The organism is Nitrospira sp. (assembly GCA_024760525.1).
Classification (GTDB): Bacteria; Nitrospirota; Nitrospiria; order Nitrospirales; family Nitrospiraceae; genus Nitrospira_D.
In genome coordinates this window covers 2,781,365-2,806,877 of record CP060499.1, presented here as the reverse complement: position 1 = coordinate 2,806,877, position 25,513 = coordinate 2,781,365, and the positions used below count along the sequence as shown (strand labels likewise).

Below are 25,513 nucleotides of genomic sequence, written 5' to 3'. Positions count from 1 at the left end.
GATGACCGGACTGACTCAATTGCACGACGCACAACAGGTCGTGCTTGAAGCGGCGCCGGTATTGGGGCTTGAAAAAATCTCGATTCTTGATGCGTTGGGCCGTGTGCTCGGTGAGGACATCGTTGCTGAGCGAGACAATCCTCCATGGGACAATTCAGCCATGGACGGGTTCGCCGTCAGATGGGAGGATATCAAGCAGGAGCACTCGATACAGAAACCGGTGACTCTCTCGGTCATTGAGGATGTGTCGGCCGGTATGATGCCGTCGAAAACGGTCGGTTCGGGTCAGGCAATCCGGATCATGACCGGGGCGCCGCTTCCCCGAGGGGCTGACACGGTCCTGAAGGTCGAAGACACCGAACACACACCTGATTCGGTTCGTGTATTTAAGGCAGAACCACAAGGAGCCAACATCAGGCCTCAGGGTGAGGATGTCAAGAAAGGGGATTGCATCATTGCAAGAGGGACCAAAATTCGTCCCGGTGAAGCCGGGATGTTGGCGATCCTCGCGAAGCCATTCGTATTTGTCCATCAGCGGCCTCGGGTTGCGATCCTTTCAACCGGTGATGAGTTAGCCGACTTGGACGAACGGTTCAGTGAAGAGAAAATCATCAATTCAAACAGTTACGGCATTGCTGCGGCAGTGCAAGAAGCCGGTGGGGTTCCCTTGTTGCTGGGCATTGCCCGCGATACGCCGGCGGCGCTCAAGGAAAAAATCTCTCAGGGCTTGAACGCGGACATTCTCGTCTTGTCCGGTGGCGTGTCCATGGGAGATTATGACTTTACAAAAACGGTGTTTTCTGAACTCGGCGCCGAGATGAACTTTTGGAAGCTTGCGATCAAGCCTGGTCAGCCATTGGCCTTCGGAAAAATTCAGGGCAAGCTCGCTTTCGGTCTTCCGGGCAATCCGGTGTCCTCGATGGTGACCTTCGAGCAGCTGGTTCGGCCTGCCCTGCTGAAGATGAGCGGATGTCGGGGATACGGCCGTCCGGTGGTGCAGGCAGTTTTTCAGGAGACATTCTCCAAGCGCGGTGATCGCCGTCACTTTTTACGCGGAATCCTCACCAGAGAAGAAGGACTCTTCAAAGTCCGCACGACCGGAGATCAAGGATCAGGTATTCTCACGTCGATGGTGAAAGCCAACTGCCTCATCGATGTGCCCGTAGATGTCGAGCGATTGAATCCAGGTGATGAGGTAACGGTTCAGTTGTTAAGCGGTGACGCATGGCCCAGCACGACCTCGCATGTGCATGTCGGCGCCCACCGCGTCTCTTGCTGTTAGAAAGGCAGTCAACCCTCATCGGTCGTGAGTCCACAGAGCCGGTGATCATCACGGCTGTCGGACGAATGACGATTGAGGCACGACGATTGATTCCTATGTCTATCCCCATCGTTTCGTTTATCGGCCGTTCGAACAGCGGCAAAACCACCTTGATCGAACGAGTCATCCCCGAGTTGGTGAAGGCTGGGTACCGTGTCGCGACGGTCAAACACGCGGGTCATGGGTTTGATCTCGATACGGAGGGGAAAGATAGCTGGCGCCATAAACGTGCCGGCGCCGGCAGTGTGGTGGTCGTGTCGAAAGGGAGTCTTGCCCTGTTTGCCGACGTCTCTGAGCAGATGAAGGTGGAGGAAATCCGAGACCGGTTCTTGGATAGCTCGTACGATTTGATCATCGCGGAAGGGTGGAAGAGCGAGGGCTACCCGAAAGTCATGATTGTCCGTGATCAACTCGGTGAGATCGCCTATTCTGCGGACGGCCTGCTGGCAGTGGTCACCGATAAACCAATGGATCTGCCGGTGCCGGTGCTGCATCTCGACGATGTGGCCGGTGTCGCCGCCCTCTTGATCGAGCAATTCCCCCTTAGACGCCGGGAGCATGAACTGGAAGTCTAAGGCCACGCTGGTCATGAGCCTCGTTGCCGGAGCTGCGGCTCTGGTTGGAATTGCGACGCCGTATACGGATCAGCCGAAGTTCTGCGCCGGATGTCACACCATCGCGCCTTCCTATGAGAGCTGGGCCAAATCCTCCCATAAAAGCGTGAGCTGTGTTGCGTGCCATGTGAGGCCCGGTCTCGATGGATGGTTGCACGATAAGGTCTGGGCAGGCGCCAAAGACGCGGCCATTTATTTCTTCGGGACGCCGACCGATGCACATAATCTTCAGGCAAAAGTGGACTCTGGAGTCTGTCTCAGCTGCCATCGCCATATCCTTCGCGTGTCCGAGATGGCGCCGCGCGATCTTCCCCAGCCGGTGAAAGAGGTGGGGTTGGTTATGGGCCACCGCCAACACATGGAAGCGTTCCAGGCTCGTGGACAGGAGGAAGGGTGTACGACCTGCCATGCCGGTGTGGTGCATGATGAACCGATCAAAGGCTATCCCATCGTGATTCCTCGAGGCCATGTGTCCAGTGACAGCAAACCTTGGTATCCGGCCCATCCGGAGGGAACTCACCTTCGTGCGAGGGGCCTCAGTGATTGTTTCCGCTGTCACGATGGGAAAGCGGAGTATCGCGGTAAGGTGCTGGACCGAAAGTGTGAGACCTGCCACATCCCGGATCGGATCCGTGGCACCTTGTTGTTCAATTAATCGAACGGCGTGATGAGCCTCATGACGACTCCCGTGCTGAAAGTGTCCCAACTGACGAAGCGATTTGGGGATTTCACGGCGGTAGACGGAGTCTCCTTTGAGATCGGACCTGGCGAAATTCTCGGATTATTGGGGCCGAACGGTGCCGGCAAGACCACCACGATTCAGATGCTATTGGGGTTGGTCACACCTACGGCGGGAGTGATCGAAGCGTTCGGCTTGGATCTTTCGGTCCATCGGGAGGCGGTTTTGCAGCAGGTCAACTTCTCCTCCACGTATATTGCGATGCCTCAATCACTGACCGTCGAGGAAAATCTGTATGTGGTGGCGCGGCTCTATGGATTGTCCGATATCGTTCGTCGGGTGGACCATATCGTCAAAAAACTAGAGATGGGTGAATTTCGGCACAAAGTGACCCGCAAGTTGTCGTCCGGCCAGATGACGAGACTGACGTTGGCCAAGGCTTTTCTCACGGAGCCTCGCATTCTTTTTCTCGATGAACCGACTGCCAGTTTGGATCCAGACATCGCCTACAAAATCAGGTCCTTGATAAAAGAAGAGCGGCGTTCATCCGGCTTGAGCATCCTCTATACATCGCACAATATGCGGGAGATGGAGGAAATGTCGGATCGCATTATTTTTCTTCAACGCGGACGGCTTGTGGCTGAAGGGACGGCACAGGCCATCGTTTCACGGTTCGGCAAAGCCGACTTGGAGGAGGTCTTTTTGAAGCTTGCACGGGAATCGAACAGCCTGTTGCCATCATGACGCAGTCAGTCGTCGACCTTTGCGTGGGGTTCCTCGCGGGGGGGCTTGTCGTCAGCGCTACCTGGGGATTCTTTTGGCTTGCTATCGGGATGATCGGATTGAGCCGAGGGACCTGTGGATGGGGGGTTGTATTGAAGAGTCTGATGGGAGGCCTTGTGCCGATGGTCTTGCTGGTCGGGCTCGTGTGGTGGGAGAGCGGAACCGGGCGTGAGAAATTGTGGTTCGGGATTGGCCTGACGGGAGTACCGATGGTGTTGTTGGCCCTCGGCTTGAGACGGATGCCTGATGGAAAACTAGCCGGTACGCACCTGATTGAAGGCATCCGATATCTCATGGGCGACATCCTGGGAACACATCAAGGTTGCGGCGGGTGCGACCATAAGCATGATCATGAGACCAGTCGATGAAGCTGCATCGCGTCACGGCATTGATGATCAGGCATTTGTATCTTTACCGGCGCAGTTTGCCGCGGATTATGGAAGTCTTTTACTGGCCGTTCTTGGATCTCGTCATCTGGGGATTCATCACGCTCTATCTCAGTCGATACCAAAGCCAGGTTCCTGGATTCGTCACGTTTTTCCTGGGAGCCCTGATTCTTTGGGACATGCTGTTCCGCGCTCAGCAGGGGATCACCATCACCTTCCTCGAGGAACTCTGGGCGCGAAATCTCATGAATTTATTCGCCAGTCCCCTGAAGCCAAGCGAGTTCTTGGCTGCGACGATGGCGATGAGTGTGCTGAAGGTCACGGTCGTTTCGATCGTCATGGGCGTATGTGCGGTCGCCTTCTATTCTTATAACGTCTTGATGATCGGGGTATGGCTTGTTCCATTTGTGCTGAACCTCGTGGTCACCGGGTGGATTATCGGCGTGTTCACGACCTCACTCATCATGAGGTTCGGGCAAGAAGCTGAAGTGCTCGCTTGGAGCATGGTATTTCTGTTTCAGCCGATCTCCTGCGTCTTCTATCCCATGGAAGTGCTTCCGACGTGGCTCAAGGGGATTGCATGGGCGAACCCGGCTGCGCACATCTTTGAGGGCATGCGGGCGGTCTTGAGCACAGGCAGTGCTCCATTTTCAAATCTTGTCTGGGCCGTCGGGCTCAACGGTGTGTTGCTGGTGGGTGTCATCGCCTGGTTTTATCGCACCATTGCGTACTGTAAAGACCAAGGACTTCTGGTCCGAGTTGGGGAGTAAGGTTGTAATCCACAGATCGCTGTGCTAGTGTACCCCTGACTTGGATCGCCCCGGGCCTCGCGATACCAAGCGTCTATGAGAGGAGGCCCACAATGCCGATGTTGCCTTGTCCGGGAATCTCGTCGGAAGTCAGACCTAAGTCGCTGCCTCGATCGCGTCTTCGGCCCGCTCCTTCCCCGTTCCTCGTGCTCAAGACAATGTCATTATTCTAAAGGAGGAACCCCGATGGGTTCGAAGATTTATGTCGGTGGGTTGCCCTATTCGGCGACCGAGCAGCAATTGAGTGATTTATTCGCGGTCCATGGCGCAGTGGCCTCGGCGCGGATCATTACGGACAAGTTCACCGGCCAATCCCGTGGATTCGGCTTTGTGGAGATGTCTTCGGATGCTGAAGCTCAAGCTGCAATCACGGCCCTCAATGGATCGGAGATGGGTGGCCGGACTCTAACTGTCAATGAAGCGCGCCCCCAGGAACCGCGCACCGGTGGCGGTGGTGGTCGTGGTGGATTCGGCGGAGGCGGTGGCCGCAGCGGAGGCGGAGGAAAGCGCGATCGCTGGTAATTGATCGGTTCAGTGTGCAGTCTGCTGAAGGGGTTGCCATCGAAAGTGGCAACCCCTTCTTTCTTTGTAAACTGGGCAGGAGGATAATAGATCGGAGCCGATGGTGAATACGCCCGGTTGCTGTGACCGTGACAAGATATGACTGTTGCTCAATCGACGATAGAGATCGCCTCTTTACCCTCATTCTCCTTCCAGAGATGTCCGGTCGTGGTCGTGGAGAATTTTTGGTCTGCGGAGGATCGACGATTCTTTCGGGAAGCGATGAACCAGGCAGTCTGGAAAAGTCTCTCCGATCTGCCGAACGTTCGGAATGACTTTCCCAATTCCGGAAACTGGGCAAAGGCTGAAATCGGTTCGCTGGAGGGTGAACGGTTTCTCTCGCGGTTACAGCTTCCCTGCATTCGAGAGTGTATCGAGTCTTTCCCGAACATCGTCGGACGTCACGTGGGATTCAGTTACTATTCGTATGCTGCGGGGGATTGTCTCTTGACTCATGATGACACGGATCAGGGGCGTCTTGTCGAAGGCCGCAGAAGGCTGCAGCGCCGCATTGCAGTCGTCACGTATTTCCACGAGGAATGGAAGCCCGATTGGGGCGGAGAATTAATCATTTACGAGCGACGAGTAGATCGTACTGACGGGTCCGTCAACCTTGTCCCAAGAGATTGTATCGAGCCCCGCCCCGGGTCGCTTGTGATGTTCACCGTGCCTCGATTCCATCGCGTCTGTCGTGTGGATTCCATGGCCGGCCGGCATCGCCGATTGTCGATCGCCGGATGGTTCATGACGGAGCATGCCTAATCTCTTAGCAGGCGTAGAAGGTCACAACCTTTTTCAGGTTTAGCCGAACCAGTCGACGTCGTTCGCCGCTTTGCCCTGCTCCGCGAGATTGAGCGCTGATGCCGGTTGTGCGAGTACCTCCCGCACCAAGGTCACCAACTCATCTTTTCCGAACGGTTTGGCGAGAAACGGTAATGCTCCTCGTGTAATCCCATGACTGGCCAGCTCTTTATCAGGATTTCCTGACATCAGGATGATGCGGAGGCCGTTCCGGATCGTCGCGGCGCGAATGGCCAGCTGATGGCCGTTGACGTGTGGAAATTGGTTGGACGCAGAGGACAGCTGAAAGTCGGGAGGGGGTAAGACAAGGTCGGTCAGCAAGAGATCAATCGGCCCCTCATGCTGAGCGCAAATCTTTAGGGCTTCGGAACTGCCTTCCGCCTCGATCACGTGAAACCCTGCTCCTTCAAGCAAAGCCTTGCAGAGTTTGACGATCGACAATTCGTCGTCTACGACCAAGATGGTCGATGAAGCTTCCGATGGCCCGCCGGCCCGCTCACCCTCCATGCACGGGTCCTCCTGCTCGCATCATAGTGCAGAACGCTGTACGGGGCGAGAGAAACTTGTATTTGTGCACGTAATCCAACCTAAGGTTAGGATGGAGGTCCCTTCGGAAACGGGCTCGGCCATGGCCACTCGCTCAGGTCCGCAGGGCGTTCGCAGCAGAATAGCAAGCATCGCATTCACGGCCATCATGGCACTCACCTCTTATGGTCTGTAAATCTCAACCGTATCGAGCACGTCGAATGGGCTGGCGGAGAAATTTGCCCCACCGGTTAAGAGAACCGTCCCATCCGCAAGCGCGGTGGCTTGGTGAAGGGCGCGAGATGTCACCATTGTGGCGGTGATTGCCGTAAACACTTTGCTTGTAGGATCGTAGAGTTCCATGGAATTCAACATATGACCGGTCGGTGGCTCGGCTGAACTAAAGACATCCGCCCCGCCGGTCAAAAGCACCTTGCCGGTGGAGAGCAGGGTTGCCGTATGTCCCACACGAACCGAGGTCATCGTGGCAGTAAGTGCTTCAAAGGTTTGGGTTGTGGGATCGTAGAGTTCTGCGGTGTTCAAAATGAGATCGTTACGGCCCCCCCCACCAACGATGAGGACCTTGCCATTGGGCAGTAAGGTCGCTGCAGGCCTGTCCGTTCGACTTGACGTCAACCTGGCGGAAATAGCGGTGAAGGTTTGGGTTGCCGGATCGTACAGTTCCGCGGTGTTGTGCCGATCGGCAGATCAGTAAAGCCACCATTAAATCCTGCCGCCAACAAGACCTGGCCGTTAGGCAGCAAGACTGCCGTGTGTCCTCCACGAGGTACTGCCATGGAATTGGGGATGGCCGTGAAGGTTTGGCTCGCCGGGTCATACAACTCTGCGCTGGTGTTCCCTTTTCCATTCATTGTATCGATTTGTCCACCAGCCAGGAGAACCTTGCCGTCAGGCAGCAGCGTGGCCGAATGATCCGTGCGTGTCGCTACCATCTTACCGGCGAGGGCCGCAAAGGTATTGGTCGTGGGATCATACAACTCTGCAGTATTCACTGCAGGACTTGGGAAGATTGTGGCGCTGGCACCTCCGGTAATGAGGATCTGACCATTGGCTAAGCGTACCGCTGCGTGACCAGCGCGGGGGATTGTCATGGTCGGTAACGAGGTTCCAAACGTCGCCGTGACGGTCGTAAGTGAGTTCAGAGTGACCTTGCAAGTACCTATGCCGGCACAGCCACCGCCGCTCCAACTGGTAAATCCAGGACCTAGGGCGGACAAGGTGATGGAACTTCCCGTTACATGGGCTGCGGTGCAGATCGTTCCGCAATTGATGCCAACCGGATTCGACATGACGCGCGCACTTCCAATGCCCGTGCCAGCCAACGTAACTGAGAGTGTCGAGAAATGTTCTTGGAGGTGTGCAGTCGCATCGGCCTCTGTGACAAGTGACAGTCCTGGGAATGCGGCGTCAAACCCAGGATCGGAGAAGTCCAAGGTTGTTGGGAAGTTGGCCGGAGATGTTGCGGGTACGGTAATCGGATTGGATCCGGCAGGAATTCCTCCCAATGTGAGTAAGAGCTGCGACAGATTGATAACACGAGGATCAGATAAGCTGGTGGCTTTGAAGACCGACAATGCCGTCACTATCGGCGCTGCCGGCACGGCTGTCCCAATCATCAGACCGTACAGATTGAATGATACTGTATCGCCGGAATTGTAGCTGAACTGTCCACTGGCATTCGTGATACCGGACAATCCGGACGGAGTGGTGCTGTAACCGAGCCCCTGAACCGGGCTATCGAGAAAGACTCCCGTGAGTGCCGTCGCAACTGGAGACGTCTCATTGTTTCCACTCCCTCCATCGCTGCCACATGCGGCCGTCATCACGGCCAATAGCGAGAGCACAGGCAATTGAAATCGGTTGACCCGCATACTGCCTCCTGAGAACAGAACAAACAAAGGGTCAGGTTCCTCTCTGTCTCCACCCCCGCATGATGAGCCCCAGTCTGACTGAGGGCGGATGCACCGTAGCATCGGGCATGGCACCTCTGATACGAGCCCGGAAACAATAGCGATCGCCGCAATCAAGCGTAGTCAACAACGGCTGCTGATGCTTGCGGTGGTTGCCGGATTGGTACGTCGACTCATAGATAGAGATGAGGCCAATGAAAAGCATGAAGCACCCTTTCGGCAAAATCCGGCGCGTGCTTGGACTCAACTGACAGCTTCCTGAGCCGTTCCAATGCCTGCTCCCGTTCCTCGGCAGGGACCTTCAGCATGGCAAAGATGCTCGATAGATACTCACCATTGCCTCGGACAAGATCCGCTTGAATGTGAGGATAGCCAACCAAGAGTAGATTGCGCGCCCATCGCGTCTTTGCATGCTGTTGCATCTGCTCAAGCGAGACCTGCTTCGGGGTCATCGTCACGTGGTAGGACGTGGGATCGAGCTGCACAACCGCCCCATCTGCGAAATCCGTCGTGGACCCGAACAGACCACCGATGATGAAGTTGCCGAAAAACCAGTAGTTGAAATGATGCGTGAGGCGGATCGATTGGTCTTCAAACCCCTCTTTCTTAGCAACGACAAATGCGTTCGAGGACCGTTCAATCTTGACATCCGTCACAGGCGTCACGCCAAGCGGCAGGCCGCCATTCAAGAACAGCTTGACGCCGGGTGGCTCCGATGTGAAGGTAAACTCTTGAGCCAACCCTCCATTCGATACCAGTGACACCACGCTGGCACAGCCGACAAGATCTATAGCAAGCAAAGCCAGACATGCCGAGAACAGGAAGTTGTGCATACTGCCTCCTTAATAATAGGACCCCTATCAACTGCATCAGGATTGCCCCGGATGCGAACAAGATTTCCTCTGACCGCTCCTTCTAGGTTCACTCGAGAATCCGATCCCGACGACGCCTGCAAAGACGCACGTGACGAACGCGCTGCTGTCCGTTTTGACCATTACGTACTCTTGGACGGGAGGCTGACAGCATGAACAGTGCCATGGAATGTTTTCCCAGAAAATCCTAGGATTTTAGTAGGTCAGATGGGGTCAGAACGGTGCTTGGGTGTTCACGCGAAGATGAACCGCCGGTCAGAGTGCCCAACCATTGGCAATTGAGTGGTTTTACTGTTGGTATGTTGGCAGTGATCAATCAAGCGATTCGGCGAGGAATTCAGCTGACTCAACAATGACCGATGCGTCATTCATAACGTTAATACAGCTTGGAGGGGAGCTTGTGTCGAGTGACGTGCCCATATGCGGGCAGTTAAAGGGAATAGACGCTAGATCTGCTTTGTGATACCCAACCGCTTCATGCGATGTTGGAGAGTAGAGCGCTTCAGCCCCAACTGAGCCGCAGCTCCTTGTGGGCCTGCGAGAATCCAATTGGTGCGGCGAAGAATGTCGAGAATGTGGTTGCGTTCCATGTCTGCCAGAGTTCTCGTGGGTGGAACCGGTTGGGGTTCAAGCGACGGCGGCCGGAAGTCTTCCAAGGTCAAAGTTGATCCCTGAGCGAGAATCACGGCGCGTTCGATCACGTGTTCCAGTTCTCGAATATTGCCTGGCCAGTCCATCGCGGTGAGTGTCATCAATGCCGCGCGTCTGATCTTCGTGATCGGCTTACGATATCTTGTCGCATATTTGCGCACGAAGTGCTGCGCCAGCAGGGTTATGTCCTCCCTCCGATCTTGGAGCGGAGGGAGGGTTATGGGGCACACTTTGAGACGGTAGTATAAATCGCGCCGAAACGTGCCGGATGTGAGCGCTTTCTCGAGATCGACATTCGTGGCTGCAATAATTCGGATGTTGAGGGAGAGCGTCTGTGTGCCCCCGACTCGTTCGAACTCTTGCGTATCCAGGACACGCAGCAACTTCACTTGCAGTGGGAGAGGGATCTCACCCACTTCATCGAGAAATACCGTCCCTCCCTGCGCAAGTTCGAAACGTCCGATCTTCCGTTTCATGGCGGTGGTAAAGGCTCCCTTTTCATGCCCGAAGAGCTCGGATTCGATGAGAGTTGGGGGGAGTTCAGCACAGTTGATGATGATAAACGGTTTGCCATTTCTGGGTGACCGCTGGTGGATCGCTTTGGCCACGAGGCTTTTCCCAGTGCCCGTTTCTCCCTGAAGAAGAACCACGGAATCTGTAGGAGCTAGTTGCTCAATGGTGCGAAGGATGAATCGAGTGGCAGGACTCGCTCCCACGATGTCTCCTGTCCCCGTCAATGTACCGATCTCATGCCTGAGGCCGATGTTCTCTTGTTCAAGTTGTTCTTTTAAGCTGCTGATCTGTTCATACGCATGGAGGTTGGCAATGGCTTGGGACAGCGTGTACCCCACCTGTTCAGTGAGGTTTTGATCACGGAATGAAAATGCGTTTCTTCGCTCACTGCCGAAGACTAAAAAGCCATACGGGGCTCCTTGAACGAGGATCGGGCAGAGCATGGCGGACATGATACCGATGGATTCGAAGTATGTCCGTTCTGGGAATCGCCCTGCATGCATGTGGTCGTGGCCGAGGAACATGATAGGTGTTCGCGTCGAAGCCATTTCAGCAGGAGACATTTGCTCAAAGGGGATCTTTCTAATCTGTTCAAGGTCGATCGTGATCCCGTCCGCGAATCTGAGCGCGAACCAAGGGCCGCGGGTTTCCTGTACGAATTGCACCAAGACGGTGATGTCATGGTGGATGACCTTGCGAACGATGTCGCGCGTGGCCGCCATGAGAGAGTCGATGGTCGTCGATCCAACCAGTGTGGAGGTAGTGATCGACATCAGCGCATGAAAGTCTTCGGTCGCCAGCACGCTCTGGAGCACCGGGGCGGCGTGAAGACCAAGGTTTTCAAAGAAGAGTCTTTCATGCTCAGTCCACGGGGGGGTCCGCTTGGAATCAAAGAGAGCCATAACGCCAAGAGTTTTGGCATGGGTAGTTACGGTCGTGCCCCTCAAGGATAGGGGCGCGGCGAGCACGGAGGCGTTTACATAGGGAGAGCCGTGCAGGGCCGAGGCCTCCGTCCATGAATTGCCATCCAGTGTATCGACCAAAACGGCGTGTCCTAAGGAGACAACAGAGTCGTGGAGAGATCCGGCATAGGACATTTCACCGATTCGAAAGAATGGCGAATTGCGGTCTCGGATGTGGAGGGAAACCGGGCAGAGGGCGCGTTCGCGCTCGGTATAGAGAAACAAGCAGTAGACGGCGTTGTCGCTGCCGAGAATGCTCCGAACTTCTCGATCCAGCGTCCGGTCGAATTCCTGGAGTGCTTGGCACCGAATGAGGGAATTGATGATGGATTGGATCTGCGACGATGGTATTTCACGAGTCATGTCGAGAGCTCAGCCTCCTTGATCAAAAGTCTGAACATGAATGTCCTGATCTGCATGGAAGGTCTGTGGCGCTCGTAAACTTCATATGAGGACCCAGGAATTGAATGCATCCCGCAATCTGCACGCCGGAGGGTCGAGTCATCCGAGCCGGTTTGTAGTGGATAGCGGACGGGTCGTCAGCCTGAACGGCAAAGGCTGAGGCTTGTCCGATTGCTGCTGCGCTTTGAAAGGGATTTTGGAAGCCGTCGGCCCATGAGGTCGCGCTCGAGCCGATGGTTGCGGGCAGTATAGCGAGAACGGGTCGGGATGCCGAATTCTCCGCGAATGATTGAAATTGGAGAATGAGCCACGGGAAAGATAGGCGTCGTCCTCGGGTGGTACACCACCATTGAGAGAAGCATCGGAAACTGGGAGTGAAAGCAATGGAGCCTGACCGCAAAGCGCCCTTGTCCGAAAGGATAATGGATGGAGTCAGTATTAATGGAGAAAGATAGTACTAGGTATAAAATATATAATCAAGCATAGCTAAGTGAATACACTTGTTCTAGAGCCAAACGTTGCCCGGTGATCATCCTGTACTCATCCCCTGCTAGATCTAGCCGGTGACTTTCCAGCGCCTGCATATACTGAAACTCCGGTAAGTCAAGACGCGTAAGGTTCGTTTATTCTTGTGGGAAGGGCGATGTGAGCGACGGGCCAATGCTCTAGTGCAAACTGTGACTACTCTTGAAGTCCTCTGTTTTTGAGCGCCGCAAGCCGTACCTGATCAAGACTGACGTGGAGTGATCGTTCTTGTGTGACATTCACGGCGCCGGCAGCCTGGCCCTTTGCCTTCCTGACCCATTTGCGGCGTGTATAGATGACATCGCCCTTGCCGCTCTTCTTCAAGTCGCTATAGAGCAGGGCCAAGGTTGCCGCGTCGCGAAGGGTTTCAGGTGGGGGCTCGGTGCCTTTGGCTAGTCTCACAACGACATGAGAGCCGGGTGTGCCGCGGGCATGTAACCAGAGATCCTCACTCTTGGCCAGGCCGAACGTCAGTTCATCATTCTCCCGGGCGTTGCGTCCGACGAAGATCGGAAGTCCATCCGTCGACGTAAACCGCCGAAAGGGGCCTCGCCGGTCATCGGCTGAACGTCGTCGGTCAGGAGTCGGGTAAGTAATGGTGCCGGAGGCAGGGCGGGTAGGAACTCTGGGGGCAGGCGTCCAAGTTTCTAGCTCGGTCTCTTTGAGCTCGTCACGAAGTGTCTGGACCTGCTGCTCCGCCCGTTCGATGCGCGGTTTGAGCTCGCGCTCGGCCGCGAGATATTTGCGATGCTTCCGAAAGTAGTCATCCATGTTGCGCTGGGCCGATTTCGTAGGATCAAGCGGAATGGATATATCGGGTAACTTGTCATCGAAGTAGTCCGTCACCTCAATATGATCAGTCCCTTTCTTGATTGAGCTGAGGTTGGCTTTGATCAATTCTCCGTACCGGGCATAGTCTCGATAGGTATTCGCTCTTGACAGATCACCCCGCCAGGCCTCAAGCAATCGCAGCTCTTTCTTGAGTGTTTTCTTGAGGAACCGCACACGTGCATCCTTGGCCTGAGCAATCTCTCGCGCGGCACCTTGGCGCTGGTAGTAGGCATCGATTTCCCTTGAAATAGGGAACAGGGACCCGGCGGCTCCGGTGAATCTGGCAGGTGCGTGTTCTCGTCCGGCCGTGTGTGCTGCCGGCACCGCATAGGGTTGTCCGGTAAGAGCTTGCTGGTGGAGTAGGTCCCTCAGCACTCGTCGTCCGGCATCGAGGACCAGTACGTTGGCCCTTTTCCCGGTTAATTCACACACGATTATCCCGGCCCCTCCCTTGCCTGTGATCTGGAGTTCAACGATACGATCGTTCGAAATCTGACGAAGCTCGTCGATCCTCGCTCCTTGGAAGTGGGCTCTAAGAAATTGACAGAACGGCGGAGGTGTCGGGGGATTGGGTAGTGAGTGGGTGGTGAGATGGAGACGGGCAGCCTCCGGTTCGGATGAGATAAGCAGCCGATGTGTCTGCCCGGGTACTCGAATGTCGAGCACCAACGTGCAAGTTGTCGGCTGATGAATTTTCTGAATCCATCCTCCGAGCAACAAACTAGAAAGCTCCTGCACTATCTGTGACAGGTCGGAAGCGTTGAGGGTCATGAGTCAATGCCAATGCCGGTCTGTAGGTTGCGGCTTACTGCCATCGTGTCTCAAACGAGCAGCCAGGGCACAAGTGTGATTGGTACGGGCAAGTGTTGTAGCGGATACTGTACGATGCGGAGTGAGAAGCCGCAAGAGCGGGACCAACGGTTTGTCATGGCATTGCGCCCATTCGGAGCGGATCGTAGCGATGCGTCGCTCGAAGTTGCGCCCGTCTTCTTATTACGCTAGAGTCTGGGGAGCATTACTTGCGTAGTCGTCCCGGTATGCTCCTTCTTGATCCGCAGCCGCTCGCGCAATTAAGAGATGAGTTTCGTCTGTCGATGCGGCGGTTGCTCATCGAGCTGTGCCAAGAACTGCGTGCCGACTATTCCGATCTGGCTGGAGAGTTCGGGCTTCCCACCGGGTTCTTCGACGTCCTTCATTCAAGCCTCAAGTTAGCGACCTATTCCAGCTGGAAAGTTGTCGGGTGGATCGAAACACTCAATGATCTGGTCTATCTCCTCGATGTGCTCGGGCAGTTGAAAATGGAGCAGGATCGACCCGATTTTGCGGCGCAGCTGTATGACGAATGTCAGGAGAAGTTTTTTGAACATGGCTATCTTGACGATCTCTTCCCGACCGGGCGACCTCATGTCGGTGGACTTGAAAAGCGGTTGTTCGCTCTGTGTCGTCGGTTGGCCCAGGAATTGACCCAGGAGTCCTTGTGGTTTGACCCCGCATCGTTGCTCAAATGGTGTGGCCAGAAGAGGATGGGACCATGGAGTGTGTCGGGATCGCTGACCGATCATTTTGAGCGTAGCGAAGTCGCGGGAACGCTCGCTGGTGACCTCGATGGAGCATGGTGTTCAGCGCCGCCCCAGGTTCAACGCGCATTGCGGCAGGCGTCAGGACGCGTCACGTTTCGAGTGGAGCCGACCGGCATCACTGTGAAGGTCGGCAAGACCGTATCCTCAATCTGGTCGAGATGGGGAGAAAAGGGGCGATGGGAGTGGACCTATCATTCACCTGTGGTTGCCATCCAAAACGAGAACAACCCAATCACCGTCGGCCCATCCCTTGTCTACGGAAAGGATCGCCAGCCTAAGACCATGAAGCTCACTGCACGGCGACAGGTGGAGCGCATCGCCGGCGCCTGGCGGACCATCCAGTGCGCTTGGCCGGAAGGCCATGAAGTGTTGGCGCTATTGACCTCGCGGATTGTTCCCCTCCGGGCAAAGGGCGTGGTCAGTTTCAGCTATCGGCATCGGCCTGGGCTGTCCTTCATAAACTGTTTCGACCGCGGCAATCTGGATTTGATCGACGATCTCGTTCATGAGAATAGCCATCACCACTTGAATCTCCTGCTGCGCAAGCATGTCATGTATGTGGGCGACCGTAATCAGCAGATCTTCTATTCACCGTGGCGGCGGAGCCTTCGCCCGCTACGCGGTATTCTGCATGCTGCGTTCACGTTTACCATGGGCGCGCTCTTGTTCGAGCGGCTCGTGTCCTGGTCCGCAGGGCGAGACGGGGCAAAAAGATGGAAGAGCGCGGGGCTCACCCGGCGAGACCTGCAACGAGCGCGATTTCGTTGCTTGGAGGAAGTTGAGTCCGTCCGCTACTCGCTACAAGACCTGCACTATGCCGATCATCATCTCGGGTGGCTCACCGGTTCAGGTCAGCGCTTAGTCGGACAGCTGGAAGAAGCCATCAATCACGTCGAGCGAGAGAGCAAGCGATTCAAGCGCGATGTGGATCGTTCCACGTTCGGCCCCGCATTGCGGAAACATATCAAAGAGCTCCAGCAAGCCCGCCAAACCTACGGACCGGTAAGACTGGGGAAGGTGTGAACGATTCTTAGCGTGCGGTTAACTTTTAAATGGCGCGGTATGATGCTTTACCCAGTCCACGAACCTGTCACGAGTCAGATGGCCAGCCGCCAGATCCAACATGATACGTTCTTGTTCATCAATATTTGCGAGAAGTTCATGACCATTAATGATCAGAAAAAGTTCCATTGCCGCATGCCCGATCCTTTTGTTCCCATCAACGAAAGGATGGTTGAGTACTAAGGAAAAGCAAAGAGCTGCAGCTTGGCTCGTGATATCGGGATAGAGAGCTTGTCCAGCAAAACTCTGGCGTGGTTGGGCCAAAGCGGACTCCAGCGCACCAAGATCGCGAATCCCGCTAGCACCGCCCCAGCGTTCGATCACAGATCTGTGGAGTTCTAAAACCTCGGCTAGGGAAAGATAGCGGCTCACGAGAGGCGACGGTAAAGCTCGGCGTTCTTCTCCATAACACGTTTCGCCGCAGCGCGGAAGGATTCGTCTGGTTGGCCGATGAAGTCGCTAATGCCGAGTCGAACCATCTGTTCAACGGTCAAACCCTCACGCTTGCTCACCTCTTCAAGGCGACGCATTTCTTCATCGGAGAGAGATACTGTTACCGTAGTCATGAGACCGAACTCTTCATCATTCGGTGGAATCTAGGGTCGGCTTCAGTATATTCGAATGACCAGAGAAGGGCAAACGATACACGAGGTGGGTAGTGGGCCAGTCATGCGTAGCATAAAAGAGCTCCAGCAGGCCCGCCAAACCTACAGGCCAATGAGGTTGTTTGATACCTAGTTAGTTATAGCGGATCGCCTGGTCCTTTCTGTCGCTCTAATCCATGAAACGTCATAGGGATAGGAATTCAAAGTCTTCGAGGAGAGGACAAAACCATTTTGTTGAAGATACCCCACTGCGGGATTGATTCTCCGAGGCCCCCATGCCAACTGTTTATCTAGGTCAGAGAGATTTGCTGATCCATCAGGCTGCCTGGTGAGTAGCGAAGCTAATTCCCTGGCGTCGGACTTTGGATCGTTACCCGTTATGAAGGGATCTGTGACGATGAATAGCAGAGTTGTTGGAGAGAGAGTAGAGAATCCTGCTTTCCCCATTGAATGAGTCTTGACCAATTGGACCCACTCATGCTCAACAAGTTCGTCTGCAGCAAGAGCCAGCTGCTCTTCCGTGAGGCTCAGTCCGTTGCAAACTGAAGCTGGATTCAGAGTTGGGTCATGGCGTAGTCCATGTTCGGATAACTTATTGAGGTAAACCGCGAGGCGCTGAGCACACAAAGATAAACCACTTCTTGGCAAGGGCAAGCCATCTGTGGCTGTAGCTTCCGCCATTCACGGCTTCAGCTCGCTTGCTTTTGCAGTAGCCGTTTTTTCTGATAGAGGCCAAGGGTGTGGCTTGAGTGAACCATCCCTCTCTGAGCCGCATCTGCTCTGTCCTTTGAGAACGTCTCCTTTGTCTCTTTGGTAATCTCTCCCCATTTGACACCCATCATTTCATTTAGACGGTCATTGAAATTAGCAAGAAGCATAAGACTCCAAAGTTAGAAACAGTAAGGAGATCGCTATCGAGACAATCTCGATCTGATACTGATCATGCTTCGCGAATGGCTTTTCATCCGTCTAAGGTTCCACCGTCACATCCACAAACGCCGGCAAGCTATCCGCTCCCTTTTTATCCGTCACTCGCAGTTTGAAGCGGTAGGTCCGCGGTTCTGAAACCAACGGTGCCAGGAAGGAGGCCTCTGAGTTGTTGGCATCGAGGAGAGAGACTTTACTGCCGCGCACTTGGCTCCAGCTATAGTACAGGGCCTCGCCCTCCGGGTCGCGGCTCTTGAGGCCGCTTGGTCTTGCATTCAGGTTGAATTGCTCCTTGGCTACGCTGGTTGGAGTGTTACAGTCCGAGAATGATTCTGATTCGCCGCTCTATTTCTTCAAACGTGCTTTGCGGCAGACTTCCCATCTCTTTAGAGAATGATTCATTGGCCACCGCAATCATTTGTCCAAGCAGCAAGTCGCTGTCGCAGTCGAGGGCTGCGTCTCCTTTGGAAAGACGGTATCGTAAAATTCCTGGGTCTTCCACGAGTTTGCTGGTTGTCGGAATGACGATGGTAGAAGGATACCCGGCCTCATTCACGAGATCGGACTGTACAACCAAAGCAGGACGAAGTTTCCCAGGTTTGGTTCGGACCCGTGGATTGAAGTCCACTACATATAGGTGGCCTCGCTTGATCTGCATTAGTCGCCTGAAACTCGGCGGCTTATAGCACCCTGAGCAAGCTCCTGAAGTTCTCGCTTGTCGGCTGCTGCGCAACGCCGGACAGATTCACGGATCTCAAGCCGTAGCCGCTCTTCAGCAGTTTGGTATTCAAGGGTCTTCAGTGCCATTCGAAGCACTCCTGCCTTTGTCGGAATACGCAGTTCCTTCCGAAGCCGTTCAATCTGCTGCTCCTCTTTCTTGGATACCGCAATGGCTCCCATAATTTATCACCTTATGCTAAGACTAATAAAAGTCATTCTATAAACTGCTTATTGTAAGATCAATCCTTTTATATTATGGGGAGGAAGTGAGCGGTCATGGCTTTGAGTGGTGGTGAAGGTACTGGATTCTCTGTTCGCTGTCTGAGGCAGTATGTTTCTATGGTTCTACCGTCACATCCACGAATGCTGGCAAGCTATCCGCCCCTTTTTTATCCGTCACTCGCAGTTTGAAGCGGTAGGTCCGCGGTTCTGAAACCAACGGTGCCAGGAAGGAGGCCTCTGAGTTGTTGGCATCGAGGAGAGAGACTTTACTGCCGCGCACTTGGCTCCAGCTATAGTACAGGGCCTCGCCCTCCGGGTCGCGGCTCTTGAGGCCGCTCAGTTTCACTCTGGATCCGGCCTTGACCGACTTGTTCGTGCCAGCATCGGCGATGGGCGGGTCGTTTGGTTCATCGTTCACATTCACGTCCACGTCAAGAGAGCCTTGTTTGCCTCGGTTGGTGACGGTGATAGTGGTTTTTCCATTGCCGACAATCTGGAGCAACCCATCGTTCACAATCTTTATGACGTCTTCGTTGGATGATGTGTAGCTGGTCCCGCTGGTCGGTGTGCTGATGCGTCGGGTGACGCCGTCGGCAAAGTCGCCGACGACCGGGAGTTCGAAAACTTTGCCCAGCGAATCGACGTGGCCGAACGCGGAGGATTGTCCTGCGCGGCCCAGGTGCAGAGGTTTATCCGTCTCAAAATCGATGGCAGTGAGGACGGCAATCGGTTCCACGTGTACGATCACCTCGTCGAAAATCGATCGCGTGCCCAACCGGCCGCGGGAGATTTCAGCAACGGCTAATAACCGCATCGGCCCGATGCCGTCGCGCGGCACTTTCAACGGACCGCCAAAGGCGGGATCGTGTTCAGGCAGTCCGATCATGGCTACCGGCGCTACGATCGAACCGGTGGCCGTCGAATCATCCTGTTCGACGAGCGTGTCGTCCTGCTCGCCGTACCAATAGTAGCGAACTTTGACGAGACCCGTGTCTTTTCCCAAATCCACACGAGCCGGCACAGTGCTTCCTGCCGTGACGGTGGACCCTTCTGCCGGCCACGCGATGTTGAAAGCGAACGACTGTCCGGTCAGGAAACTGAAGAAAAACGTAAAGGTGAATAGTTTGGCGAGAAGCGGAGAGAGGAGGTGGCTCTCAACTTGACGAAAGTTCACGTTGAGCTTTCTGTCATCCACGCTCACCTTGTCAGGTGGTACGGGACATCGGTGAGAATGACGCGGTCTTTGAAGAGCAGCGCGGCTTTGAGCATCAGCGCCCGCTGGTTGTGCAGGATATTCTGCCACCACCTGGCAGGAAGAATCTCCGGGATCACCACGGTCACCCAGGTGTTTGGGTCTTTCTCCAGGACTTCTTCGATGTAATGGAGCAGCGATCCGAGGATTGAGCGGTATGGGGAAGACAGGGCGATCAGATTGACCCCACCACCCCATTGGGCCCACTGAATCTTGACCTTGGCGCTTTCTTCCGGGTCTAGGTCCACATAGACGGCACGAACCTCACCAGGTCGACTTCTGGCATAGTCCAATGCTCGGACGACGGCGCGATTCAGGCCGCTGATCGGAATGATCACGATATTGCGCCGGGGCAAGGGAGGCCGTTCCCCTCGGCGGTCCAGTGCGATCTGCTCCGTGACGGCCTTGTAGTGGGAGCGAATCCCTTGAAACATGAGAAGCAGGATGGCGATAAGCAGGAACACAATCCAGGCGCCCTGCGTGAATTTGGTGCTGGCGATGATAATGGTCGCGATGCCGGTGGTCAGAGCGCCGGCTCCATTGACGATCAATTTGGTCTGCCAGTGCGGGCCTTTCTTGACGAGCCACCGTTTCACCATGCCGGCTTGGGAGAGAGTGAACGACATGAACACGCCGATGGCATACAACGGAATCAGCGCGTGAGTATCCCCCTCAAAGACGACAAGCAAGAGGCAGGCGAAGACTCCGAGAATGATGATACCGTTTGAGAAGACCAGGCGATCACCGAACGTCGCCATCTGATGGGGCATGAATCCGTCCCGAGCCAGGATCGACGCTAGGTTCGGGAAGCCTGCGAAGGCGCTGTTCGCCGCCAGCACCAACAATGCCATAGTGCCGATCTGAACCGCATAATAGATGAGCCCAGTGCCGAACGTGACGCGAGCCAATTGCGAGACCACCGTTTCATCCACCTTGGCCAGAATGCCGTAGTGATAGGCCATCCAGCTGATACCTATGAACAACGATGCCAGGATTGTGGACATCCAAACCATGGTGATTGCGGCATTTTTGGATTCTGGGGCTCGAAAGGCTCTGACTCCGTTTGAAATGACTTCCATGCCAGTGACCGTCGAACAGCCTACGGCAAAGGCTCGAAGAACTAAGAATAGGGTAAGAGTTTCTGTTTCCACAGGGTTTGTCGGAGGGGGAGCGGATCCGGAGTAGGCTAGGGACCGAACTGTACCCACGATGACAAGGAGGCCCAGCGCTCCGATGGCAAAATAGGTTGGGACGGCGAAGAACTTTCCTGATTCGCGAACCCCGCGCAGATTCATCACGATCATGAAGAGAATGGCGACAAGGCCCAAGGCTTCGCGATGGATGAATAGACTCGGGATTGCTGAGGTGAGTGCCGCGATGCCTGCCGCCACGCTGACGGCCACAGTCAAGACATAATCAATCATCAGGGCCGCCGCAGCCACCAGGGCGGGTATATCGCCCAGGTTGGATCGGGCAACCACGTATGCGCCGCCCCCCTGCGGATATTCATAAATGATCTGGCGATAGGAGATGGTCAAGACCAAGATCAAGAAAAGAATGGCCAGACTGACCGGGATCGACCAGGCGACTGCAGCAGTTCCGGCGAGCATGAGCACGAGCAGGATTTCTTCGGTCCCATAAGCGACGGAGGAAATAGCGTTCGACGAGAAGATGGCTAGGGCGATCGTTTTTGAAAGCCGTTCGTGCCTTGCTTGAGCAGTCTTGAGTGGATCTCCGACGAGCCAGCGTTTCAGGATCATGGAGGGATTATCGCATAAACTTCTCAAATGGGAGAATGTTAAGATGGCCTCGGCCGTAGGGCGAAAGACTCAGGTTGGTGACAATTTTAGTGATTGTTGCCATGTTCAGCGATCGTGAGACTGTCTCATGGTAAGAAAATTCTGGTACGACGGGAAACGAAAGGGCAAAGCTCCGGCGGATAGTGAACTTCTCCCTGTTCTGTGCACGAACACATGAAACACGACGCATAGGGTTGGCCGCCTTTCTGATCGATTGATTATCTTCCCCCAGACAAATAAATATACCACCATAGAATCAAGGCGTTATATGGCCGGCTCCTCTTTAACGCATTGACAGCAAATAGCGGGGGTCTGTAGGGTGATGCTATGACGTAGTGAACCGACGTCGACTGTCCCATCTCTCGCGCATTCCCTCCCACGCCCGCGCGTCTGATTCCTCAGTCTCTGCCTCCGTTCCTTCGAAGCACGTCCGTCATCGAGTCCAGCATTGCATGACCAACCGCGCTTGTCAGAGGGTTGGTGTCTTCTGCGCCTGGGGTGCATGGGGGCCGACAAATGAGAGAGGAGGAGGAATCATGATGAAAACGACCACGACAAAAGGTACCGCCGTTTGGATGGTGGTGGTGCTCGCAGCACTGTCTCTATCGTCAACTCTACTTGCTCAAGCAGCTGATTCGCACCTGAAAGGATCCATGATTGTCCCTCCGACAGAAGCGCGCGACGCTCCGATAGGAGCACGTGCGGTCGTAGCCTCCGGGGCAGCGGAGGATTCGCTCACGGCCTGTCAGGCTAGAATCCCGGCGTTGGCTAGTGCTGGGCAACGCATGTTGGCTGAACAAAGCTGTGCCGGTGCAGAGGAGACGAGGAAGACGATCCGATCGGCACCGACATTTTGAAGGGGTATTCTAACCCCCACCGGATGGAGGCGGGATGGGTGAACCGAGGCACACGAGCACATTTGAAGGGATTTCAAACCGGAGGTGATGAACATGTATCAGATTTATAGCCTGGTTGCGATTGTCGTGTTGTTGTGGGGTATCACGATTTGGGCCTCAATCCCAGAGGAAGAGGCAAGTAGACGGTCTTGATCGGTCAATACGCGGACAAAGGCAGGCGCATGACGTTGGCAGAGAGCGGTGTTCGTCTATGGTGAGCCGTAGTCCTTCTGCGAGGACAGGACACCGAAGAGCGGAGAAGGGGAAATGATGGACGGTGCGATCGCAACGAGCAGACGAAGCCCGACAAACCGATGGTCCTTCTTGGACGGGGTCTTCGGCGATAAGGCGGTCAAAGTGATGGAGACCCTGGACGGGCTCGGGTACGTCACGACAGGAGTGAGTTTCCTGGCCGTCAGCATCGTGCTGTTTGTCCGTGCGTGGTATGCCTTCATGAGTGGAGTGGGATCCGACGCGGTGCTCGCGGTCCTCGGGCTGGTGCATGATCTCTTATTGGTCATCATCTTGTTGGAGCTGTTCAGGACCACCATTAATTTCGTAAAGACCAGAGTCATTACCCTGGAACCGTTCCTGTACATCTGCGTGATTGCGTCAACCCGGCGCATTCTGACCACCGGAGCTCAAATTTCGTATATGAATGAACTCACCGATCTGGTGTTCAACCGCTATCTCATGGATCTTGGGGCGAATGTGCTCGTCGTCGTGGTTTTGATTGTAGCCATCCATGTCTCACGGCGGGCATCCCTCCCGGCCATGACGGAACGGACTGAAGTGACTCGGGGACCTGATCGCAAGGGTGAGAGCGCAGAGTCGTGTCGGTGGGGAATCGACGGACCGCTCGTCAAGTTCAAGAAAGAATACACATGAGACTGAACGAGAGATGGGCAAGGCGGTATCGAGGGTTCACGGCGTGGATCAAGCTGATCACCTTCTATGAGATTGCTGTGGGAATGCAGTCGACCATGAGCCATCTCATTCACTACAAGCCGATCACCCTTCAGTATCCACACGAGAAGCGGATTCTGCCGGATAATTATCGGGGCATGTTGGCCTTGTTGCGGTATGAAGATGAAACCGAGAAGTGCGTCGGGTGTGATCTTTGTGAGGCTGCTTGTCCCTCTCGCGTCATCGCCGTTGAGAGCGCAGAAGTCCCAGGGGAACCGACGAAGCGATACGCACGTGCGTACTCGATGGACATGACACGCTGTTTATTTTGTGGACTGTGTGTTCAAGCCTGTCCGGTGGATGCCCTGGCGATGACTCGGGAATACGAGTGGGCCGTCTATGACAAGCGGGACCTGTATCTCAACAAACAACAGCTGTTGGCAATTGGGGATCGTGCGTTTCAGATACGCGAGAAACGGCTGGAGTTCCAGCATCCGAATCTCGCGGTCTTTAATGTCGCATCCCCAAACCATCCATCCAAAGCTTGCTAGGTTTCGGGAAGGAGGCCTGCATGTTCAGGCCATGGGATTTCATCGCCGAGGTGTGGTGGTATTGCTTCTTTCGAAGTTACTCCAATTCCATATATGCATCCCTTATCTGGAATGGGACCTTGAGAAGGGTGTTGTAGAAAGAACCCATAGGAGATGTCATGCGCTGTCTACGTTGCCAAGGTCTCTTGGTCGCCATCCAAATGAGAGACATGGGGCAGCCTCCGATATTGGGATGGCGTTGCCTCCTCTGCGGTGCGACGACGGACCCAGGGATTGAGGCGAATCAAGTGAGTCACAGTCAACCGACTCGGAGCAGCGCACGCCCACCTGGGTCACCGATGGCCAGGTCTGGAAAAGGTCGAGTGAGGTGAACCACAGGGACCATCATCACAGAGCGCTCCTTTGCTGATCAGCACGAAAGTTGATCACTTGTGGATCGCGCGCATCCTTCAGGATTTACGATTAAGAATCCGACAGCAAAGACCACGTGAGGATCAGACAGTTTATTCAGTGCATAAGGCGAAAGATTAATGCCGTGAGGAAACCATGAGCAAGTGGCGTGATTTTAGACAAGCGATGGCAGCGGAACTCCTCTTGCTTGCGTATGCGATTACCTGGGGGGTTGCTCTGCTTGTGACTGTCGTTCTGACCAAGTAACAAGGTGCCAGTGCGTTGTTACCGTGGAGAAAGTTTCTTGTCAGAGGCCTGAAAATGCAGGGGGTCTCTCAGGCTCTGAAGCTCACGGTAATAGTAGAGCGAGGTTGGTCGTTTGTTATCAAACGTCAGTGTGCGAAGAAAGAGAAGTTCCTCCTCGGTCGCATCCCCGCTCAGTAAGGGATCTTGGAGAAACTCCTTTAGGCCTGGTTCCTCTCCCGAAGTCTTGTCCGGTCTTCTTTCCATAAACTCGAATGTCTTGTGGTGGCCTGGTGCCACCCGGCGGTTCAAGACAATCTCAATGCAAAAGGTGACGAGGTCAATATTCCAGGATTCGATCAGGGGATCGAGAAACGCGATGCAGTTCTCGTTCGAGAGATCGAAAATCGTCGTATCCAGGAACTCCAGCACGGTGACGCGCATCTGTGGGTAACTTTTCTTGTTCAGTCGAGCCACCTGGCGAACCCACATCGGATTGTCGAGTTCCTGCCGAGCCACACTTTTGACGACGCCGAGGAGTTTCTGTGTGACGAAGCGTTCGAGTTCGCCGAAAGGTTGTTTCTCAAAAATCGCGCGGATCTGCCGGGTTTTCCCGGGATGACACTTGCGGAGGATCAATTCTCGCACGTCATGCAACAACGGATTCGGCTGATCTCCCAGCCGCTTCCTGAGCTGTTCTCGGCGCTGTTGATCGGCAAGTTTGGCAAGTTGTCCCGGCGGCAATTTCAGCACTCGTCCGATCTTATCGTACATGTCGGTCCGATTCGGCGCCGGCGGCAGCTTTTTTTGTGTGAGTAACTGCGAGATATATGATTCGGTCACGTGAGCCGCACGGGCGAGAGTCCGTTGACCCAGCCCCAGCTCTTTCAATCGATTCCTGATGAGCAGCGCAACGTCCATAAAGATCGTCCTTTTGCGATGTAACGAAGTGGTTAACTAATTGTGGTCAATAATAGAAGGAGATCAAGTGCATAGCAACATAATACTTGACTATTTATAGTTAAAGCGCGTAGCGTGAGTCATATGAGGTCATGTTTCTGATGTGGGTTGTGACGGGTAGCATGATCGATGCATCGCTGTATCCTCTGACGTTCGGGCTACGCCGGCTGTCCTAAGTCCCTCGCGCGATTCGGCTCCTTCACTGGCGCGACCGATTTTTCAGTCTCCGCCGCT

At 54.8% G+C, this 25,513-nt stretch carries 25 protein-coding genes; 12 read left to right on the top strand and 13 right to left on the bottom strand.

The window, feature by feature from the left end:
- Window position 1: 1 nt before the first annotated feature.
- The 8 genes from H8K04_13165 (at window position 2) to H8K04_13130 (ending at window position 5,915) form a co-directional block, all read left to right on the top strand.
- Window positions 2-1,282, top strand: coding sequence for a molybdopterin molybdotransferase MoeA (locus tag H8K04_13165; GenBank protein UVT17974.1), 1,281 nt, complete (start codon window positions 2-4; stop codon window positions 1,280-1,282).
- A gap of 95 nt (window positions 1,283-1,377) precedes the next feature.
- Window positions 1,378-1,896, top strand: coding sequence for a molybdopterin-guanine dinucleotide biosynthesis protein B (mobB, locus tag H8K04_13160; protein ID UVT14786.1), 519 nt, complete (start codon window positions 1,378-1,380; stop codon window positions 1,894-1,896).
- Window positions 1,880-2,590: a NapC/NirT family cytochrome c gene (locus H8K04_13155; GenBank protein UVT14785.1), complete on the top strand. Its 711-nt coding sequence runs from the start codon at window positions 1,880-1,882 to the stop codon at window positions 2,588-2,590. Before mobB ends, H8K04_13155 begins: the two co-directional genes overlap by 17 nt.
- Window positions 2,591-2,611: 21 nt before the next feature.
- Window positions 2,612-3,358, top strand: coding sequence for an ABC transporter ATP-binding protein (locus H8K04_13150; GenBank protein ID UVT14784.1), 747 nt, complete (start codon window positions 2,612-2,614; stop codon window positions 3,356-3,358).
- Entirely contained in the window at window positions 3,355-3,765 is a 411-nt protein-coding gene (locus tag H8K04_13145) for a hypothetical protein (protein ID UVT14783.1), read from the top strand. Before H8K04_13150 ends, H8K04_13145 begins: the two co-directional genes overlap by 4 nt.
- Entirely contained in the window at window positions 3,762-4,553 is a 792-nt protein-coding gene (locus H8K04_13140) for an ABC transporter permease (GenBank protein UVT14782.1), read from the top strand. Before H8K04_13145 ends, H8K04_13140 begins: the two co-directional genes overlap by 4 nt.
- 225 nt (window positions 4,554-4,778) lie before the next feature.
- On the top strand, window positions 4,779-5,114 hold the full coding sequence (locus H8K04_13135; protein UVT14781.1) for an RNA-binding protein: 336 nt from the start codon (window positions 4,779-4,781) through the stop codon (window positions 5,112-5,114).
- Between the two features lie 138 nt (window positions 5,115-5,252).
- On the top strand, window positions 5,253-5,915 hold the full coding sequence (locus tag H8K04_13130) for a 2OG-Fe(II) oxygenase (protein UVT14780.1): 663 nt from the start codon (window positions 5,253-5,255) through the stop codon (window positions 5,913-5,915).
- 39 nt (window positions 5,916-5,954) lie between these two features.
- On the opposite strand, the gene H8K04_13125 is transcribed toward H8K04_13130, so the two are convergent.
- The 6 genes from H8K04_13125 to H8K04_13100 form a co-directional block, all read right to left on the bottom strand.
- Entirely contained in the window at window positions 5,955-6,461 is a 507-nt protein-coding gene (locus H8K04_13125; GenBank protein UVT14779.1) for a response regulator, read from the bottom strand.
- 201 nt (window positions 6,462-6,662) lie between these two features.
- On the bottom strand, window positions 6,663-7,115 hold the full coding sequence (locus H8K04_13120; protein UVT14778.1) for a hypothetical protein: 453 nt from the start codon (window positions 7,113-7,115) through the stop codon (window positions 6,663-6,665).
- The gene (locus H8K04_13115; protein UVT14777.1) at window positions 7,112-8,371 is read right to left on the bottom strand and encodes a hypothetical protein; all 1,260 of its coding nucleotides are present in this window, start codon (window positions 8,369-8,371) and stop codon (window positions 7,112-7,114) included. The genes H8K04_13120 and H8K04_13115 overlap by 4 nt, the downstream gene beginning before the upstream one ends.
- Window positions 8,372-8,583: 212 nt before the next feature.
- On the bottom strand, window positions 8,584-9,243 hold the full coding sequence (locus H8K04_13110) for a hypothetical protein (GenBank protein UVT14776.1): 660 nt from the start codon (window positions 9,241-9,243) through the stop codon (window positions 8,584-8,586).
- Between the two features lie 485 nt (window positions 9,244-9,728).
- Window positions 9,729-11,771, bottom strand: coding sequence for a sigma 54-interacting transcriptional regulator (locus H8K04_13105; GenBank protein ID UVT14775.1), 2,043 nt, complete (start codon window positions 11,769-11,771; stop codon window positions 9,729-9,731).
- Window positions 11,772-12,491: 720 nt separating this feature from the next.
- Window positions 12,492-13,937 carry an NFACT family protein gene (locus H8K04_13100; protein UVT14774.1) on the bottom strand — a complete coding sequence of 482 codons (1,446 nt, stop codon included), beginning with the start codon at window positions 13,935-13,937 and terminating at the stop codon, window positions 12,492-12,494.
- A 248-nt stretch (window positions 13,938-14,185) separates the two neighbouring features.
- Here H8K04_13100 and H8K04_13095 point away from each other — a divergent pair, with 248 nt between their 5' ends.
- Window positions 14,186-15,769: a hypothetical protein gene (locus tag H8K04_13095; GenBank protein ID UVT14773.1), complete on the top strand. Its 1,584-nt coding sequence runs from the start codon at window positions 14,186-14,188 to the stop codon at window positions 15,767-15,769.
- Between the two features lie 18 nt (window positions 15,770-15,787).
- Here H8K04_13095 and H8K04_13090 read toward each other — a convergent pair whose 3' ends face one another.
- The 6 genes from H8K04_13090 to H8K04_13065 all read right to left on the bottom strand — a co-directional run bounded on the left by H8K04_13090 (window position 15,788) and on the right by H8K04_13065 (window position 21,294).
- Window positions 15,788-16,180 (bottom strand): type II toxin-antitoxin system death-on-curing family toxin, encoded by a 393-nt coding sequence (locus tag H8K04_13090; GenBank protein UVT14772.1) that lies wholly within the window; start codon window positions 16,178-16,180, stop codon window positions 15,788-15,790.
- Complete coding sequence (locus H8K04_13085; GenBank protein UVT14771.1) at window positions 16,177-16,374, bottom strand: ribbon-helix-helix protein, CopG family; 198 nt, start codon at window positions 16,372-16,374, stop codon at window positions 16,177-16,179. Before H8K04_13085 ends, H8K04_13090 begins: the two co-directional genes overlap by 4 nt.
- 1,279 nt (window positions 16,375-17,653) lie before the next feature.
- Entirely contained in the window at window positions 17,654-17,998 is a 345-nt protein-coding gene (locus tag H8K04_13080; GenBank protein UVT14770.1) for a type II toxin-antitoxin system PemK/MazF family toxin, read from the bottom strand.
- Window positions 17,998-18,240, bottom strand: a complete 243-nt coding sequence (locus H8K04_13075; protein UVT14769.1) for a hypothetical protein — start codon at window positions 18,238-18,240, stop codon at window positions 17,998-18,000. Before H8K04_13075 ends, H8K04_13080 begins: the two co-directional genes overlap by 1 nt.
- Window positions 18,241-18,397: 157 nt before the next feature.
- Window positions 18,398-19,477, bottom strand: a complete 1,080-nt coding sequence (locus H8K04_13070) for a hypothetical protein (GenBank protein ID UVT14768.1) — start codon at window positions 19,475-19,477, stop codon at window positions 18,398-18,400.
- A 2-nt stretch (window positions 19,478-19,479) separates the two neighbouring features.
- On the bottom strand, window positions 19,480-21,294 hold the full coding sequence (locus H8K04_13065; protein ID UVT14767.1) for an APC family permease: 1,815 nt from the start codon (window positions 21,292-21,294) through the stop codon (window positions 19,480-19,482).
- A gap of 575 nt (window positions 21,295-21,869) precedes the next feature.
- On the opposite strand from H8K04_13065, the gene H8K04_13060 reads away from it, so the two are divergent.
- From H8K04_13060 to nuoI, 3 genes are all read left to right on the top strand, one after another.
- Entirely contained in the window at window positions 21,870-22,190 is a 321-nt protein-coding gene (locus tag H8K04_13060; GenBank protein UVT14766.1) for a hypothetical protein, read from the top strand.
- Window positions 22,191-22,496: 306 nt separating this feature from the next.
- The gene (locus tag H8K04_13055; protein ID UVT14765.1) at window positions 22,497-23,117 is read left to right on the top strand and encodes a phosphate-starvation-inducible PsiE family protein; all 621 of its coding nucleotides are present in this window, start codon (window positions 22,497-22,499) and stop codon (window positions 23,115-23,117) included.
- Entirely contained in the window at window positions 23,114-23,686 is a 573-nt protein-coding gene (gene nuoI / locus H8K04_13050; protein ID UVT14764.1) for an NADH-quinone oxidoreductase subunit NuoI, read from the top strand. Before H8K04_13055 ends, nuoI begins: the two co-directional genes overlap by 4 nt.
- Before the next feature lie 675 nt (window positions 23,687-24,361).
- Here the strand turns inward: nuoI and H8K04_13045 are convergent.
- Window positions 24,362-25,240, bottom strand: a complete 879-nt coding sequence (locus tag H8K04_13045; GenBank protein ID UVT14763.1) for a helix-turn-helix transcriptional regulator — start codon at window positions 25,238-25,240, stop codon at window positions 24,362-24,364.
- Between the last annotated feature and the right edge of the window lie 273 nt (window positions 25,241-25,513).